Source organism: Mycobacterium sp. 48b (assembly GCF_048282725.1).
GTDB lineage: Bacteria > Actinomycetota > Actinomycetes > Mycobacteriales > Mycobacteriaceae > Mycobacterium.
This window is the reverse complement of sequence record NZ_JBLVUL010000001.1, coordinates 995,968-1,014,610: the sequence shown is the minus strand read 5'-3', so window position 1 is coordinate 1,014,610 and position 18,643 is coordinate 995,968. Positions and strand designations below refer to the sequence as shown.

Here is an 18,643-nt window from a genome sequence, read left to right as displayed (position 1 = left end):
GCCATATAGGCGTGCCCGACGGGCTGCCCTCCGCTCCAGCGCGAGGCCATGACCGCCATCGAGCCCGACGGCATGTCCAGCAGCGTCTCCTCCACCTGCATGTACGTCGCGAAATCGGCGCTGGATCCGAACGCCTTGAACATCGCCCGAGCGGGGGTTCCACGGCGTGACGGCGCGACGTCGAGCTGGATGTCGCGGCCGGTCCGTGCCGACACTTCTCCGGCGAGAACCTGGGCGCAGTCGCTGCCCCGGGTCCAGCTCGGGATGCGGTTCCGTTGGTGAGTGTCGGTCGGGTGAAAGGCACCGGGATCGTCGTCGAGCCGCATGACCGGTCGGGCTGCCGCGGGTTCGATGGTGCGGGAACCGTTTCCGTCGACGGTGCGGTGCGGTTCGACGTGCGTCCGCTCGGGATGCCCCGCGGCGATGCGGCCGATGTTGGTCAGCGATTCGGTGCGGACCGCATTCGACGGAGTGACCAGCCACTGCCGGGTCCCCGGACCGTCGGTTTCCAGATAGTCGAAGTAGGCATTGTGAGTCGTCAGGGTGTCCTTGCGATCCATCGAGGCAGGGAATTCGGCACTGACGCGTTGCGCGCCGAACGTATCCATGGCCGGGTCGGTGCCCAGCCCGATTCCGAACCGGCCCTGCGAATCCGACGTTCGCCCACCCAGTCCGGTTACGAAGTCGCGCGACGACGAGGCGACGAAGACGTTGCGGGTGTCGATCCCGAAATCACCGGCACTCCGTATAGGACCGGCACCCGGTGAGCCGACCAGGGTCACCGTGGTGATGTGCGGCGCCAACCGGCCTCCGGCACCCGCGTAGCCCGTGGTGGTCGACCCGTACGAATGGCCGAACACATGGTTGCCGTTGAAATGGCTGCCGTCACCGGCGAATGCGTCGTGCACCGCGTTGAAGGTGCTGATGTCGGTGTAGAGCATCTCGCCGCCGGCGCGGGCCAGGCCGGGCCGCGCCACGCGCGCCGAAGCCGAGTCGTTCGGTGCGTCGTAACCCAGCCACGCGATCGACGCTGACGACAGCGAGGGGTTCTCGGTTCGTGTCGACTGCAGGATGTTCAACGCGCAGTGCATGATGTAGTCGAGCTTGTCCAGCTGCGACCCCAGTCCGGGCACGTACCACGACACCGAATCCGCGGTGTACGGGTCGACTCCGAAACTCACCAATGCGCGTCCGTCACCGCCGAACGCCCCCAGGTCCAGGGCCAGCAACAGCGGATGGCCCACACCGGCCTGCTGGGCCGCCACTTCCGCTCGCTGCATAGTGTTTTCGAGTCGGTTGATCCGTCGTAGGAAGTCCAGGTCGCGATTGCCGGGATCCTCGCCGGCGTCGACTTTGGCCTGCACCGCCGCGGCGCGCTCGGCATGGCGCCGTAGCATCTCCCGGTTGGCGGCGTCGCGAACGGCAGCGGGAATGCCTTCGGCGTTACCGATCTGCTGCGGAAACTCCTGGAGCAGTGCCTGTTGCTGCTCCTCCGACAAACCCGACCACCAGGCGGCGTTGTTGCGGGCCCGCGCCACCGCCTGCGATTCCCTGCCAAGAGGGTGCACCAGGTCGTCGGCGGCCAGCGGCGGAATCCGTTGCCCCAGGGCCTCTTCTGCCACCGCACGCGCCACCGACGGCTCGATCTCGCCGGCGTGCCACCGCGGATTCCACGGCCGTCGCGGGCCTTCGTGCTCTACCTGGGTATCGCCGTCCAGTCGCAGCGGCCGTCCGGCCGCCGGATCCACCGTGCGCCCGTCCACAACCCTTCGGTGTCCCTCGAGGTCCAGCCTGTCGGTGCGGCCGGCAGCGATCCGCCCGGAATTGGCCAGGGATTCGGTGCGCACCGGCGGGCCGTCGCCCTCACTCACATGGTGGTGGTAGCTCTTGTGTGTCCCGACGGTGCTCGCCGTGTTCATCGACGCCGGGAACTCGGAGGTGACCCGGACTGCGCCGAATTCGTCCATCGCCGGATCCATACCCAGCCCGCGTCCGGCGAAGCGGCCGTTCTGCTCCGCCCTGCGCCCTCCGAAGCCGGTGACCGGATCCCGCGACGAGGACGCGACGAACACGTTGCCGGGGTCGAGCCCGAATTGACTGGCATGGTGCATCGGTCCGGCGCCTGGGGAGCCCAGCAGTGTCACGGTGCGAACGTCGTTGGCCAGACGTGCCCCCCGGCCCGCGTAGCTCACGGTGGTCGAGCCGTAGGAGTGGCCGAAGATGTGGTTTCCGGTGAAACGGCTGCCATCTCCGGCCACGGTGTCACGGGCGACATTGAACGCCCGGATGTCGGAGTACAGGATCTCGGCGCCGGCGCGCGCCAACGCTGGGCTCAGTACCCGGCCACTGGCTGCGCCGTTCGGAGCGTCGTATCCGATCCAGGCAATCGACGTGGCCGCGAGTGTGGGATCTTCGCGCATCGTCGACTGCACGTGGTTCAGCGCGTTGCGCATGTTGCCTTCGAGCTTGTCGACCGTGGTCGCGAATCCGGGCACCAGCCACGACACCGAATCCGCCTGATACGGATCGGCCCCGAAGCTGACGACCGCCCGGCCGTCGCCACCGAACTCGAACGGGTCCAGCGAGAGCACCATCGGGCCGCCAACCCCGGCCTGTGCCGCGTTCGCCGCCGCTGCCTGCAGCGCGAGATCCAGACGATTCACCCGCAACAGGTTGGCGAGGTCGGTCTTTCCCGGTCGCACACCACGGTCGATCATCGACTGCACGTGGTCCTGGAAGCGCTTGATCGCCAGGCGGTTCGCGGCGTCGCGGGCTGCCGGCGGGATACCTTCCGCGTTACCGATCCGCGACGGATACGACTCGATCAGCGCCTGTCGCTGCGCATCCGTCAGACCTGACCACCACACGGCATTGTCGCGGGCCCGCGCCACCGCGTCCCCGGCCCTACCCAGCGGATTGACCAGGTCGGCGGCGCCTGCGGGCGGAACCCGCTGCGCCAGAGCCGCATCCGCCACCGCACGGGTTGCCGTGTGCTGGGTCTGGCCGCCGGCCGGGGTCCAGGTGGGTTCGGTGACGGCGTGCTGCGGGTCGACTTCGATGTCGGCATCACGCCACCGCGGATTCCACCAGTTGCGGCCCTGGGTGTTGTTCCGTGCACCCGCCGGTTCGACGGTTTCCCTGCGAGTTCCGAAGAAGCGCCCGGGTCGCTCCGCCATGGTGCGGTGTGGTTCGAGATCGAGTCGTTCAGTGTGCCCGGAAGCGATGCGGCCGACGTTGGTCAGCGACTCGGATCGGACCGCGTTGGCCGGTGTGACCAGCCACTGCCGGGTGCCCGGGCCGTCGGTCTCCTGGAAATCGAAGTACGCGTTGTGGGTCGCGGTGGTGTCCTTGCGGTCCATCGACGCCGGGAACTCCGCGCGGATCCGCTGCGCGCCGAAGGTGTCCATCGCAGGATCGGTGCCCAGACCCCGGCCCCACCGCCCGTGCGAATCTGGCGTACGCCCACCGATGCCCGTCACGAAATCCCGGGAAGACGACGCCACGAACACGTTGCGGGGGTCGATCCCGAAATCACTGGCGCTCTGCAACGGGCCCACGCCGGGTGAACCCAGCAGCGTGATCGTGCTGACGTGCTCCCCCAACCGGCCGCCACGTCCGGCGTAACCGGTGGTCGTCGACCCGTACGAATGCCCGAAGATGTGATTGCCGGTGAAATGGCTGCCGTCGCCGGCGAACGCGTCGCGGGTCGCGTTGAACGCGCTGATGTCGGCGTGCAGGATGTCGCCGCCCGCCTCTGCCAGCTTCGTACTGCCGACCCGGACTGTCGCCGAGTCGTTCGGTGCGTCATAGCCCAACCAGGCGATCGAAGCTGCCGATATGGAAGGGTTCTCGGTTTGCGTCGACTGCAGGATGTTCAATGCGCAGTGCATGATGTAGTCGAGCTTGTTGATCTGCGACCCCATGCCGGGCACGTACCACGACACCGAGTCCGCCACGTACGGATCGACGCCGAAGCTCACCAGCACACGTCCGTCGCCGCCGAACGCCGGCGGGTCGAAGGCGAGGACCAGCGGCTCCCCCACACCGGCCTGCTGAGCGGCCACATGCGCTCGTTGCAGAGCACTCTCCAGCCGGTTCACCCGCAGCAGGAAGTCGAGCTGTGTGTCGTTGGGTTGGGTACCGGCATCGATTTGCGCCTGGATGCCGGCGGCGCGGTCCAGATAGCGTTGCAGCACACGGCGATTGGCCACGTCGCGGTCGGCGGCCGGGATACCTTCGGCATTGCCGATCTGGTAGGGGTACGCCTCGATCAGATCGGCCTGCTGCTGCTCGCTCAGTTCCGACCACCAGGCCGCGTTGGCTCGTGCGCGGGCCACCGCGGCAGGCTCGTTCCCCAGAGGGGTGACCAGGTCTTTGATGGCCACCGGCGGAATTCGTTGTCCGAGAGCCTGATCCGCTGCCACCTGTGCCGCTGACGGCTCCACCTGGCCCGGATGCCACCGCGGGTTCCACCGGCGTGGCTCCCCGGGCCGGTGGGTGTCGATATCGCCGTCCAGTCGCAACGCACGCCCGGCGGCCGGCTCGACGGTGCGCCCGTCGACGACAGTGCGGTACCGTTCGCGATGCAGTCTCTCGGGGTGCCCGGCGGCGATCCGGCCGAAGTTGGCCAGCGATTCCGTGCGCACCCGTGGACCGGTGTCGCCGTCCATGTAGCGGTAGTAGCTTCGGTGGGTGCCGACGCTTCCGCCGTCGTTCATCGAGGCCGGGAATTGGGCGGTAACCCGTACCGCCCCAAACGTATCCATCGCCGGGTCCAAGCCGAGACCCCGCCCGAGGAACCGGCCGTTCTGCCCGGGTGTGCGCCCACCCAATCCGGTGACGGGGTCCAGCGAGGACGACGCGACGAACACGTTGTCGGCGCCGATCCCGAAATCGCGGGCATGCCGCATCGGACCCGCACCCGGTGAGCCCAGCAGCGTCACGGTGCGGATGTCGTTGGCCAGTCGTCCGTTCCGACCGGCGTAGCTCGCGGTGGTGGAACCGTACGAATGCGCGAAGATGTGGTTGCCGCGGAAATGGCTGCCGTCACCGGCCACGGTGTCGCGCGCCGCGTTGAACGCCCGGATGTCGCTGTACAGAATCTCGGCGCCCTGGCGTGCGAGCGTCGGCCTGGCGACCCGGGGGGTGGCCGAATCGTTCGGCGCGTCATAGCCGATCCAGGCGATCGACGTCGCCGCCAGCGTCGGGTTCTCCTGGAGAGTCGACTGCAGGTGGTTCAGCGCATTGCGCATGTTCCCTTCGAGCTTGTCGATCGTCGTCGCGAACCCCGGCACCAGCCACGACACCGAATCCGCCTGATACGGGTCCGCACCGAAGCTCACGACGGCCCGCCCGTCGCCGCCGAACGCGGGCGGGTCGAATGCCAGCACCAGCGGCGCATCGAGGCCGGCCTCGGCCGCTTCGTGCCCCATCTGCTGCAACGCAGCGTCCAGGCGGTTCATGCGCAGCAAGTGGTTCTTTTCCGGCTTGGTCAGCTTTTCGCCGCGATCGAGCTTCTGCTGCACGTGATCCCGGGCCATCTGCAGCGCGGTGCGGTTCGCCAGGTCGCGGGCGGCCGGCGGAATGCCCTCCGAATTGCCGATCTGAGCCGGATACGTCTCGATCAGCGCCTGCCGCTGTTCCTCGGACAGACCCGCCCACCAGCGCACGTTGGACTCGGCCCGGGTCCTGGCGTCCTCGGCCACACCCAACGGGTTGGCCACATCACCGGCGCTTGCGGGGGGATCCCGCTGCGCCAGCGCATCATTCGCGATCTCGCGAGTGCTCTGGACGGGTGGAGCAGTTGGCTCAAGCGCAGCAGTTTCGGTCTCGGCCGACGGTTCGAGCTGGGTGTGGGTCCCGCGGTTCGCCCCGAAGGCTTCCGCCCACGGGTCGACCCCGAGGCTGAGCTCGGCGATTGGCGTCCGCCCGGCCGGCGGGGTGGGGACATCCCGCGACGAGGACGCCACGTAGACGTTCTCGGCCCCGATCCCGAACTCGGCGGCGCGGCGCACGGGTCCGGCTCCCGGCGAGTCGCTGAGGGTGACCGTACGAATGTCATTGGCCAGCCGACCATCTCGACCCGCATAGCTGACGGCTGTCGAACCGTAGCCGTGGGCGAAGATGTGGTTGTCGCTGAAGTGGCTGCCGTCGGCGGCCACGGTGTCGCGGCCCGCATTGAACGCCCGGATATCGCTGTAGAGGACTGCGCCGCCCTCGCGGGCGGACCCGTGCCCGGCCACCCGCCACCCACTCCAGCCACTGGGTGCGTCGTATCCGAGCCACGCGATCGAGGCAGCTGACTGCCCAGGGTTGGCCTGCAGCGTGGCCTGCAGGTGGTTGAGAGCGCCGTCCATGCAGGCACCGATCCGGTCGATCGTGGTGCCCTGCCCTGGCACGTGCCACGACACCGAGTCCGCCCGGTAGGGATCGGCACCGAAACTGACGACCGCTCGGCCGTGACCGCCGAACTCCGAGGCGTCGAAGGCCAACAGCATCGGCGCGTCGATCCCGGCCTCCGCAGCGCGGGCCTGCGCGTCGGCGAGGGAGCTCTGGATCCGGTCCAGCCGAGCCAGCATTCGGCTCTGGCTGCGGGTCAACCGCCGGCCGCTGTCCCGCCAATCCTGCAACTGACGGCGTTGCGCCTCCAGCAGTTGGGTGTTCGCCGCATGGCGGGCGGCCGGAGGGATTCCCTCCGCATTACCGATGTGCTGCGGATGCACATCGATCAGGGCGCGCTGCTCGGGCCCTGTCAGCCCGCCCCACCAGGTCGCGTTGGCGCGCGCCCGGGCATCGGCAGACTCCATCAAACCCAGCGGATTACGCAGGTCACCGGCGTCGACGGGGGGTATACGTTTTGCGAGCGCCTCGTCGGCGAGCTGACTCTGGGGTGTGACGTGCTGCCACTGCTCGCCCGGCGTCTGGTCCGGTGTGCCCTGTACGTCGCCAACCGCGATCGCCGCGGCGAGGTCATCGGGCCCGGACCCTAGCTCGTTCACCGGATTGCCTTGCGCATCAAGGTAACCGACGGCGGTCGTCGACACCGCGCTCTGCCCCCAGGACGGTGGCCAGCCCTGCCGTTCCCCGCGGTGCAGCAGATACACGTCTTTACCGTCGAAGACCGCGACGTAGGCATGCCCGCCCTGGCGCTGTCCGTCGCCTGCCCACGCCGACGTGATGACCGCGGCCGATCCGGGTTCCATGCCCCGCAGCACGGCCTCGATCTCACCGTAGGTGGCGAAGTCGGCCCGCGACCCGACGGCCTGGTACAGGGCCCGCGCGGGCATTCCGGTCGACGACGGCTCCCCGGTGACCGGGTAGTCCCGGCCGAAGTGCGCCGACAGATCGTCGGCGGCATCGAGCACACAGTTCTGGTCGCCACGCGCCGGAACCGAGACCTGCTCGCCGGTGTCCTGCGTGTTGTTCTGGTTGGTGTCCTGGGCGGTCTCCTGGACCCGCGCGGCCGGCACACCGGCGACCTGCGATTCGGACCCTGCGGGCCGCGCTGCCGGAGCGGCCTGCTTCGCTTCGACAGGCTTCGAATCAGATTTCGTCGCAGTCGGTTTGGCGGCTTGCTCGGGTGTGGTGGTCGTGGTGGCGGGTGTGGTGGTCGTGGGTGTGGTGGTCGTGGGCGTGGGCGTGGGCGTGGAGGTGACTGGTGTCGGCGAGATGGCCGACGACGCGGCTTGCGGCGCGGGATCCTGCTGCACCTGCGCCGGATCGGCAGGTGCCTGTGTGACGTCGGGGGCCGCCTGTGCGTCTTCGACGTCCTGCCCACCCTGGACGTCGGGAGTCGCGTCGACCGACACCGGTTCGGCAGCTACCGCAGCGTGTGGCACGTCCGTTGTCGAGATATTCGTCGCCGGATCCGCGGCATCCTGGTCCGGGCTGAGCATGGCTGTGTGTGCGGGCTCATCCGCGGGGATGTCGGCCGAATCGCTGTTGTCATGCTCCGACTTCGCCGAGTCCTGCTGCTCATCCCGGTCGGCGGGCGCATGTTGGCTTTCGGCATCGACATCTGAGTCGACGTCGGAGTCGGCGTCGGCCTTGTCCGATGCCTCGTCGGAGTCCTGATCCGTGGACTCGTCGACCGCACCGTGACGTTCCCCGTTCTTGGAGGTGGTCGCCTTCGAATCCGATTGCGGTGTGGTGTTGTTCGTCTGACCGGTGCCGGCCCGCCCCGCTCCGGCCTTGGCGGGTGCGGCCGACTGCCCGGTGGAATCGTTCTGCGGAGTTCGGTTGGTTGTGCTCTCACCGTCGTCATCGGTGTCCTGCTGTCCGGTGTCCAGCCTCCCATCCGGATTCTCGCCCCGCAGGCCGACATTCGGGGCATCGGGCCGCGCCGGACCCGCCGGATTCGTCTGGTTGCCCTGCTGCGGCGCATGACCTCCGCCGATGCCTTTCAGACCGCCGATACTCGTGCTGGTGGAACTGGCAAGGATCGAGATCGCGTCGAATTCGCCACCGACCGACAGAGTGCCTGCCACGTTGCCCGACACACCGGCGGTGAACATGGTGGTCGCGCCCTTGGTCGCCGCCATGAACCGGTTGCGGGCAGGTCCGAGTCCGTGCGCGACCGGGACGGCAGTGGCTCCGCCGGCGCCGCCACCGACCGTCGAGGCAATCGCAGTCTGCTTGAATCGGTCCCACCGGTAGTCGGCATGTCCGTTGTTGGCCTGGATCCCCTGGACGATCCCCTCTTGAAGCAGCCCCTGCCCAAGCTCCTCGAAGGATTCCTGGATGGTTTCGTGCAGGAGCCTTTTCATCATCGTCTTGGTCAGCAGTTCGGCCATCTTCTCGCCGATACGCCGGATCGCCCACGCGACGAGCGCACGTATCCACGCCATCGTCGTTGTCTCGATGACGGGGATCGCCGCCGTCGACGCCCCGAGCGTTGGGCTCGACATGGCCAGGCTGTACGAGATCTCTGCGGCGGCGAGAGCCAGTCCGACGATGATCGACAGCTTGCTGTATTCGATCTCGGAGCTGAAGTTGGTTGCACCCTCACCCATCCCCGAAATGCCTTGGGCGAGTTTCTCGACTGTGTAGTCGCCGTCGAACAGCATGGCGAACTGCTTCTCCGCGGCATCGGCGGTGTCGCCGAACAGGACCGACATCGTCTCACCGCGGACCCTGCTCAGGTCGGGGACGAGGTCCTGCAGTGCTTCGGCCGCGGCTTGATAGTGCTCACCGATGCGGCGGGTGCGGGTTTCACTGCCTTGCGGCCACTCACCGCCCGCGAGGTATGACACCCATTGGAGCTCGGGTGGGATCTGGATGTCCACGCGGTGGGGTGACCGCTACGGCTGGTCTTGCTGTTCGAAGGAGTCCGCGGAGCCCTTCAAACCGTCCGAGTAGTAATCGAGCAGGTCGGTCTTGACCGCCACGGAGCCGTCGACCCAATCCTTTTGCGCCAGATACCCTCCGCCGCCGTTCGCGAACCCGTCACCCATCTTGTCATCGCCCCATGCGGCACCTTCGGCCGCCAGATTGGCTTGCAGGGATGACAGCACGTTCTTCATCCTGACGCTGACATCGTTCAGGTCCTTCGAGGTTGACCGCAGGTCGGAAGGTCCGACACCGAGTTCGTCAGCCATCGATTCAGCTCCTCACGGTGGGGAAGGCGGATTCGTCCCGGTCATCATCCTCTGGCTGGCTCGCTCGCACGGCCTCGTCATCGTTGCCGTATACGGATCGGGTCAGGTCGCGCAGATCCGGCGCATCGTCGACGATGTCCGACAACGACGGCATCATCCGGCGCCGCTCGTCGATCGGCATCATCAGGGCGGCTGACCGCTGCGCCACCAGTTGCGCCGCGGACTGTGCGGCCTCGGTGACGTGGCCACCGAGTTCTTCTAATTCGTACTCGTCGAGATACGTCTCGTCGATGACGGTTTCGACGACGTGGCCCCGTGCGTCGACCGTCACCTCGACCAGGCCATCGGCCGCCTCAGCGCTGGCGGTGAGCTGCGCCTGCGCGCGCTGCACCGCGGCGATATCGGCCATCTGCTCTTGGACCAAGGCGAGCACCTCGGTCATCTGATGCCGGAGGGCATCGTTACTCATTCGGGCCAGTGTTCCAGATTCGCAAACGCGCCGCCACGTTCTTTGCCGAATTCGATTCTGGCCAACCATATTTGAGCGCTTGAACAATTACGTCTGCGAAATTGCCATCATCGCAATACCACTCACGCCATAATTTGCCACCCGCGCGTAGATAACCGAGATTTACTCGACAGTCCACATCCCCCGCCGATAGCTCTCATGCCACTGACCGAACCGCGCGGTCTTTGCCTTCACCGAGAACCGGGTCACCCGTACTGGGGCGCGCCTCGCAACCGGGGAAACTTTTCCGCCACTGCCGCAGCCAGTTCCAGATACGCCTGCAGCGTGGACGGATCGATCAGGTCGAAGTCGACATCGGCGCCCTCCGCCAGATGCGGGTCGAACGGGATCATGTGCACCGAGCGGCAGCGGGCTTCGAAGTGCTCGTAGACCTTGTCCAGTTTGAGCTTCGCCGATCCGGGCCGTGAGGCACTGAGCACCACATGCGCTTCGCGGACCAACGCGGAGTGACCGTGCTGCATCAGCCAGTCCAGCGTTGCCGACGCACTGCGTGCCGCATCGATCGCCGGCGAGCTGACCAGCACGATCGCATGAGCCAGATCGAGCACGCCCGCCATCGCGGAATGCATGATGCCCGTACCGCAGTCGGTGAGGATGATGTTGTAGTAGCGACGCAGGATGCTGACGGTGCGGCGGTAGTCGGATTCTCCGAAGACCTCCGATACGGCGGGTTCCTGCTCGCTGGCCAGCACTTCCAGCCGGCTGCCCGCCATGCGGGTGTGGTTACGGACGTCGGCGTAGCGCTCGATGTCGGGATCCGAGAGCAGGTCCCGCACGGTCGACTGGCTCGACGCGTCCCGAACCCGTTCGGCCAGCGTTCCGCGGTCCGGATTCGCGTCGACCGCGATCACCCGGTCCTGGCGCATCATCGACAGCGCCGAGCCCAGGCCCAGCGTGGTGGTGGTCTTGCCGACCCCGCCCTTGATCGACAGCACGGCGATCCGGAAGTCGCCGGCGATCGGCTGACGGATCTGGGCCAGCAGATCCTCCCGCTCGCGCTCCCTGCGAGATTCGCCGGGATTGACCCGGCCGGCACTCGCCAGATGCACGGCTCGGCGCCATCCGGAATGGGGTGCGTTGCGGGCCCGGTTGATGATTCCGGCGTCATCGAGCGAAGGCGGCACGGGCGAGTACTGCGGCGGTGGCGCCACACCCGTCGGCGGCGGAAGCAGCGGCGGCAACGGGGGCAGGAAGCCCGGCGGCGGCAACGGCAGCGGAGGGGGCGGAGGCGGAGGCACCGCATGCCTCGGCGGCAGCGGCGGAATCGGGATCAAACCGGTCGGCGGTTCCGCCGGCTCGGGAGCCGGCGGCTCGGGGTCTGGCGCAGCGCGTTGCGGTTCCTGCTCGGCGACATCGAAGCGTTCGGCGAACTCCCGCGATCCGATGGTGCTGTGCATCTGCCACGGCGGTGGGGCAAGCCGGCGGACCGGCGGCGCAGGGGCGGGGGTCGGCTCCGGCGGAGGTGCCACCACGAAGGCGTCGGTCGTGTCATCGGCAGGCGACGTGGCGGTATGGTTCTGCCGGGCCGAGCGTTGTGCCGCAATCTGTTCCAGCAGTGCCGCGGCCCGGGCCTCCACCTCGTCCAATTCGCCAGGTGCCAAGTCGTCGAGCGATGTGGGCTCGCCGATCGGCCGATTCTCGTCCGGCATCTTTCCCCTAACTCACCTGGACCGCCGCCGGGCAGCAGCCACCGCCACCGTCGCCACCATCAACGCAAGACACGCCGCGGTGACGGTGAAGACGATCCTGCGCGCCCGCACATTACCCGGATCGGGTTGCGGCGGGCCGCTGATCGGTGAAGCAGCAGTGACATCGCGGCCGCCGGTCCCCGCCGGGAGCTGGTAGGTCAGTGCCGCGACGGGGTCCACGACTCCATAACCCGTGGCCTGGTTGGGTCCATTCCCCGGGGTGCGGGCCGTGCGTTCGACCAGATCCTTGACCTCGCCGGCGGTCAGGTCGGGGTAGCGCGACCGGATCAGCGCCACCACGCCCGAGACGAACGGCGCAGCGAAGCTCGTGCCGTTCAACGGGGCCAGGCCCTGCTGGCCGAGTTGCCCGTTGCTCAGGCCCGGCCCGCCGGCATCCAACGAGGTGACCCGCTCGCCCGGGGCGGCCACCGCCACCCACGGCCCGTGCAGGCTGAAGTCCGCCGGGGTGGCCGACGTGGTCACGGCGCCGACCGTCAGCACGTAGTCGGAGAACCAGGCGGGGCTGGCAATGGTGCTGACGCTGTTCCAGCCGGTGTCCAGCGGCTGGTTCGGATCGTTCATGTTGTTCTGTGCCTTGCACATGCTGTGGGAGTTGAAGTTGCCCGCCGCGGCCACCACCACGACATTGCGTTCGTAGGCGTATCGCACCGCGAGCCCGAGTTCCCTGTCGTCCATCCCCGCCGAAACCGGCGCGCAGGCCACCTCCGAGAGGTTGATCACCGTGGCACCGAGGTCCACCGCCCGTGCGATCGCAAGTGCGAGCGTGCGCGTATTGCCGTAACCGATCGACGTCGCGTTGGGATCGTCGTTCTGGCTGCTGCTCGTGCCCGCGACGCTGAACGCGCCACTGTTCTGCCGGATCGACAGGATGGTCGCCTCCGGGGCCACCCCGGCGAAGCTGTCACCGTCTGCGGGGGCCGCGCCGATGATGCCTGCGACCAGGGTGCCGTGCGCGTCGCAGTCGACCAGTCCGTCGGTGTTCGACACGTAGTCACCGCCCGGCTCCAGCGCGGGAAGCCGCGGATGGCGGTTGACGCCGGTGTCGATCACCGCCACCTTCTGCCCCGCACCGCGCGAAAAGCGCCAGGCCTTGCGGTATTCCAGCATGGCTTCCGCGCTGGTCTGTTTGGTGAAGTCGGTGCCGGGGAGCACGCCGGTGGGGACGCCGCAGATCGACTTCTGCTCGGTTGGCTGCGCAGGCGCGACGGGCCCGGTCGGCGGCGGGCCGGGTTCGACGACGGGTGGTGTCACCGCACCGGCCGGAGGCGCGCCGAAGCCGGCCAGCGTCACCGTGACAACCACGGTCATCAGCGCCGCGCACCGGCGGGCGCTCATCAGCCGCCCAGCCGTTCGTAGAGTCCGAGTGGCCACAACGCCAGCGGGATCACGGCGGCCACGGCCAGATACTCGAGATACCCGAGGGCAGTCCGGGTCCGGTGAACGTACCGGACCGCGACCCCGCCCACCGCCAACGCCGCGAGTACGACGACCCCGGTGAGCTGCAGCGGCCAGGCCCCGGACTGGGCTTGCACGCACGCCAGCAGCACCAGCGCGCACGCGGGAACGGCGAGCGCAGCGCGTTCCGGCCAGGTCGCCGCCCGACGGCTGTGCAAGGCCGGGACCGCGGCACAGACCAGGGCGAAAGCGAATGCCGCCCAATCTGTATCGACGCGCATCAACGCGATACTGCTGATCAGCGCGGTCGTTGCCGCCCCGGCCAGCAGGCCGGAACGGGTCAGCACCGCCGATTGCACCCGGTCCCACACCTGTTCCGCGCTCGGCATCGGGGTGCCGGGTTCTGCCACGGCGGCAGCCGCGGTGAACGGATCGTGCCCGCGCGACGCGCCTACGGACAGCACCGGGTACTGGTCCAGCCGTGCCGTCAGCACCGGCACCGCCAGACACCCGAACACCGCGACCACCGCGGCGGCCGCAGCCACCACGGAGACCGGCACCCCCAGCGTCCGGGCCCCGAACGCCGCTGTGCCGAAGCCCAGCAGTACCGCCGCGGCCACGTAGGTCCAGTGGCCGGTACCGATCACGCGGTGACATATCCCGGTGAGCACCAACAACACTGCGCATCCGAGCGCCAGGCCGACCGCGCCGTGCGGGGCCGCGAGCACCCAGCCCGCCGCAGCTCCGACGGCGATCACCGGTGGGCCGACCGCTGCGGCGATGTCGGCTCTGCCGAGGACACGACGCACGAGTGCCGCTGCGGCGACCAGCGTCACCGTCGTCAGCGCCGCGGCGACCAGGATCATCGGCCGGTGCGCCGACAGCCCGGGTGCGAGCAGGAGGACCACCCACACGGCCGCGCACAGCCACAACCCGGCGAAGGCCATCATCCGCGCCGCGGTGGCGCTCCAGGCCGCGTAGGACGCGCGGTTCAGCCGGGCTGCCGCGTCCACCACGTCGTCGTACAGCATCGGCGGCGACAGCGCGCGGCGGGCCGAGAGGCGCAGCAGCTCACCGTTTTTCACACCGGCCTCGCGCAGGGTCTGATCGGGTGCCAGCGCGCCGGCACCGAGTCCGTCGCGACTGAGCTCCCAGAACGTCCGCCGCTCGTCCCGATCGGCCAGGTCTTCACTGCGCTCGTCGTCCCGGGACTTGATCAGCCGGGCCAGCTCCGGAAGGAACGCGGCCACCGGGACGTCGGCAGGCAGCGCGACATCGAGTTGGGTGCGCCCGCCGACCACGGACACCCGGATCGCCTCGGGTGCCGCGGACACCACGTGCACCGCGCGGAGTTCCTCGACGCCGGTCACGGGTCGGGCATCCTGGACAGCTGCACCACGCCGCTACGGGTGGTCCGCGAGACCAGCATGCCGCGGCCGGGGGGCATCGCGCTGGCCTTGTATCCGCCGAACAGTCCGCCCTCGTCCTTGCTTCCGCTCATCACCAAACCGTTGCAGGACAGGTCTTTCAGACGTCCGACGATCGGATCCATCATCGCCCGTCCGGCACCGCCGCTGCGCCGGGTGACCACGACGCGCAGGCCGATGTCACGGGCCTGCGGCAGATACTCCACCAGCGGGCCGAGCGGGTGGCTCAGCGAACCACCGGGGATCAGGTCGTAGTCATCGACCATCACGAACAGGTCCGGGCCCGACCACCAGGACCGCTCCTTGAGCTGCTGCTGCGTGATGTCGTTGGGCGGCAGGCGATCTTTGAGCGCACCGGCCAGTGCCGTCATCAGGTCGCTGCACGACTGAGGAGCGGTGGCGTAGCCGCCGAGGTATTCGTCGGGGACGACGCCCAGCATCGAACGACGGAAGTCGACCAGGATGATCTTGGCCTCGACCGGGCTGGCGTTCTCCATCACACCGGCGGCGATGTTGCGCAGCAGGCCCGTCTTTCCGCATTCGGTGTCGGCGAAGGCCACCAGGTGTGGTTGTGAATCGAAATCCAGCACCACCGGGGCGAGCTCTTCCTCGTTGATGCCGATGGCGATTCGGGCCTTGCTGAGCTGGCCGGCATCGCGCGCGGCCCGTACCACGTCGTCGCGGTTCACGTCATGCGGGAGCATCCGCACCTTCGGTGCCTCACGGTCCTGGTAGTGGGCGCGCACCGCCTCGACGGCCCCGGCCACCCCGGCGGGCAGATCCTCCACCGTCGAGCTGGAGTCCAGTCGGGGCAGCCCGATCAGGATGTGCAGCCGCTCGGAGTTGATACCGCGACCGGGCCGCCCGATCGGAACCAGTTCGGCAGACCGGCGCGCCACCTCGCTGTCGATCGGGTCGCCCAACCGGAGCTCGACGCGGGTCCCGAGCATGTCCTTGACCGCGGGCCGGATCTCCATCCACCGCGACGCGGTGATGGCCAGGTGCACGCCGTAGGACAGGCCCTGGATGGCCAGCGACTGGATCACCGGGTCGAGCTGCTCGAAGTCGCTCTTGATCGAGGCCCAGCCGTCGACGACCAGCACCACGTCGCCGAAGTTGTCCTGGCTCACCTCACCTTTGGCCTTGCGCTGGCGGAAGTCGCGCATGGATTCGATGCCGAGTTCACGGAACAGCTGCTCGCGGCTGCGCAGCACCCCGGCCACCTCGGCCACGGTGCGCCGGACGGCGTCGGCGTCCATCCGGCCCGCCACCCCGCCGACATGCGGCAACTTCGCCAGGCTGGTCAGGGTACCGCCGCCGAAGTCCAGGCAGTAGAACTGCAACTGCTCAGGAGTGTGGGTGGCGGCGGCGGCCAGGATCAGTGTCCGCAGCGTGGTGGACTTGCCCGACTGCGGCCCACCGACCACGGCCACGTTGCCCTGGGCGCCGGAAAGGTCCACCATGAGCACATCGCGGCGCTGATCGTAGGGCCGGTCCACCACGCCCATCGGCATCCACAAGCGGCCGTTGAGGTTCTGCGGTGCAGACCAATCGGATTCGGGCAGAAGCTCGTTGACCGCAGGACTGTCGTCGAGCGGCGGCAGCCACACCTCGTGGGCGGGCCTGCCGTGGCCGCGCAGCCGGCTGACCACCATGTCGAGCAGCGTGGTCTTGGTGGGACTCGAACTGACCGGCTCGGCCTCCGGAAAGTCATGCGGTAACGGTGCCCGCGCGGGCACTGGATCCTTCTTGACCGGCGTGGCGGTGAACAACTTGGGGGCCAGCGCGCCCAACTGGGTCACCCGCCCGGTGCGGGCCGATATCCGTGGCTTGACGTACTCCCCCGAGACGTAGCACGCGTTGAACCGGATCGGTTCGGAGGCATCGCATTTCAGGAATGCCGAACCGGGAACGCTGGGCAGGTGGTAGGCATCGGGCACGCCGAGCACGCTGCGCGATTCTCCCGCCGAGAACGTCTTGAGGCCGAGCCGGTAGGACAGGTGCGAGTCCAGGCCGCGCAGCTTGCCCTCCTCCAGCCGCTGCGAAGCCAGCAGCAGGTGCATGTGCAGGGAGCGGCCCAGCCGGCCGATCATCACGAACAGCTCTGCGAAATCCGGTTTCTGGGACAGCAGTTCGGAGAATTCGTCGACCACGATGAACAGGGCTGGCAGCGGTTCGAGGTCCGCACCTGCCGCCCGGGCGCGCTCGTACTCGGTGACGTTCGGGAAGTTTCCGGCGGCGCGGAGCAGTTCCTGACGGCGGTTCATCTCACCGGCCAGCGCGTCCCGCATGCGGTCCACCATGGTCAGTTCGTCTTCGAGGTTGGTGATGATGGCCGCGATGTGGGCGATTCCGTCGAGACCGAGGAACGTCGCGCCACCCTTGAAGTCGACCAGCACCAGGTTGAGCTGCTCGGGTGAGTGCGACGTGATCATCGACAACACCAGCGTGCGCAGGAATTCCGACTTGCCCGATCCGGTGGCACCGATGCACAACCCGTGCGGGCCCATGCCGCCCTCGGCGGCTTCCTTGATGTCGAGTTCTATCGGCTGACCGTTCGGCGTGATCCCGATCGGCACCCGCAGCCGTTCCCGCGGGGATCGCTGCCGCCACACCTGTTCGGGCACGATGCCTGCGGCGTCGGGAATCTTCAACAGCGCCATCAGGCCCGGGTCGACGGCCCTGTTGTCCGCTTCCAGGCTGACGATGTGCGCGGCGTTCGCCGGACGGTAGCGACCGATCCGCCGCGCGGTGGTCTCGGCCTCGGGGATCGTGATGTCGTCCGGGGTCGCGAACCGTTCGACGCCCACCGCGGTACGCGCGGCCACGTCATCACCCTCGACGACCAGTTGCAGGCTGCGCCGGGCCGACGCCCCGGCCCGCAGTCCGTTCAGATCGAGCAGCGTCACACTGTCGAGGCCCGCATCGGTGATCAACTGCTCGTCGCCGGTGACGAATCCGTCGTCCAGCACGACGACCAGCTGTTTGAGCCCCTGCGTCGGCTGCGAGTTGCGGGTGAACCGGCCGCGTTCGGCCAGCTCCGAAGACATCGCCGTCTCCATCAGCTCGAGCGTGGGGAACAGCAGGCGCATCGAACCCATACCGTCGCGGGTCGACGCGTGCTGCGCGTGCGGCAGCCACTTGACCCAGCTCCAGTTCTCACCGTCGGGGTTGGCGGTGACGATCGCCACCTGCACATGGTCCGGACCGTGAAAGGTGCACAGTTCCAACACCATCGACCGCACCAGCTGCTGCGCGAGCTTGCGCTCACCCTCGAAGGTGATGGTCGGGAACGCCCGCAGCGACACCGCGGTCGGCAACGCATGCACCACCGAATGAGTCTTGACGAACCGGCGCAGAGCCACCGTCGACACCGGTTCCAGGTCCTCGGGCGGCCCGGTCTCCGGCGCCATCAATCGTGTCGCCAACCGGTGCGTCCCGATGCCGACCCGGATGTGGCAGTAGTCCGCATCGCTCGGCCGCCGCTCCCACATGCGCCGGGTACCCACCACGTCGGTCAGCGCCCGCGGATCGGGATGGCTCCATTCCAGTGCGGTGCGTTGTTCGGCCCCGGTGGTGTCGGCTTCCTCGCGAAGATTCGCGAGGTAACTGAAGTAGTCCTTGCGTTCCTCGTTGAGTTCGGCAGCGGCTTTGCCATTGCGGTTCCCGCCGCCCATGAACATGCCGACCATCGACATGATCATCATCATCGGGAAGAGCAGGAACATCGGGCTTCTGGCCATGTCCCGGCCACCGACCGTGATCATCAGCGCGATCATGCCGATCACCGCGACCAGCATCACGAACGGCATCAGCCGCATCATCAGGTTGCCCGGGATCGCCCGCGGCACCTCGGGCGGTGGGGCCAGGTTGACCTCGCCACCGGGCATCCGCGGCGGCGCCACCCGAAGGCGGCGGACGAACCCCTGCGTACTCAACCTTCCCTCCCCGGAAGCTGCTGGAGCCGGATGCTGGGTATTGTTCGTG

Annotated in this window: 5 protein-coding genes and 2 pseudogenes; all 7 read right to left on the bottom strand. The window is 68.3% G+C overall.

The annotated features are described in order from the left end of the window. Window positions 1–686: 686 nt before the first annotated feature. Window positions 687–6,497 (bottom strand): annotated as a pseudogene (locus tag ACNQR1_RS04740) (alpha/beta hydrolase); the annotation flags it as partial. Between the two features lie 2,802 nt (window positions 6,498–9,299). Further along, window positions 9,300–9,596 carry a hypothetical protein gene (locus ACNQR1_RS04735; protein ID WP_418044473.1) on the bottom strand — a complete coding sequence of 99 codons (297 nt, stop codon included), beginning with the start codon at window positions 9,594–9,596 and terminating at the stop codon, window positions 9,300–9,302. Between the two features lie 4 nt (window positions 9,597–9,600). Continuing rightward, window positions 9,601–10,065, bottom strand: coding sequence for a YbaB/EbfC family nucleoid-associated protein (locus ACNQR1_RS04730; RefSeq protein ID WP_418044472.1), 465 nt, complete (start codon window positions 10,063–10,065; stop codon window positions 9,601–9,603). Between the two features lie 245 nt (window positions 10,066–10,310). Next, window positions 10,311–11,735 (bottom strand): annotated as a pseudogene (locus ACNQR1_RS04725) (MinD/ParA family ATP-binding protein); the annotation flags it as partial. Window positions 11,736–11,786: 51 nt separating this feature from the next. Continuing rightward, a complete protein-coding gene (mycP, locus tag ACNQR1_RS04720) occupies window positions 11,787–13,169 on the bottom strand; it encodes a type VII secretion-associated serine protease mycosin (protein WP_418044471.1) in 1,383 nt (460 codons plus the stop codon). Continuing rightward, entirely contained in the window at window positions 13,169–14,599 is a 1,431-nt protein-coding gene (eccD, locus tag ACNQR1_RS04715; protein WP_418044470.1) for a type VII secretion integral membrane protein EccD, read from the bottom strand. Before eccD ends, mycP begins: the two co-directional genes overlap by 1 nt. Beyond that, window positions 14,596–18,594 (bottom strand): type VII secretion protein EccCa, encoded by a 3,999-nt coding sequence (gene eccCa / locus ACNQR1_RS04710; protein ID WP_418044469.1) that lies wholly within the window; start codon window positions 18,592–18,594, stop codon window positions 14,596–14,598. Before eccCa ends, eccD begins: the two co-directional genes overlap by 4 nt. Window positions 18,595–18,643 lie beyond the last annotated feature (49 nt).

What these genes read in the sequence shown, in the direction of transcription:
- ACNQR1_RS04735 (WP_418044473.1), bottom strand. Translation starts at nt 9,596, where the DNA reads ATGGCTGACGAACTCGGTGTCGGACCTTCCGACCTGCGGTCAACCTCG.
- ACNQR1_RS04730 (WP_418044472.1), bottom strand. Translation starts at nt 10,065, where the DNA reads ATGAGTAACGATGCCCTCCGGCATCAGATGACCGAGGTGCTCGCCTTG.
- mycP (WP_418044471.1), bottom strand. Translation starts at nt 13,169, where the DNA reads ATGAGCGCCCGCCGGTGCGCGGCGCTGATGACCGTGGTTGTCACGGTG.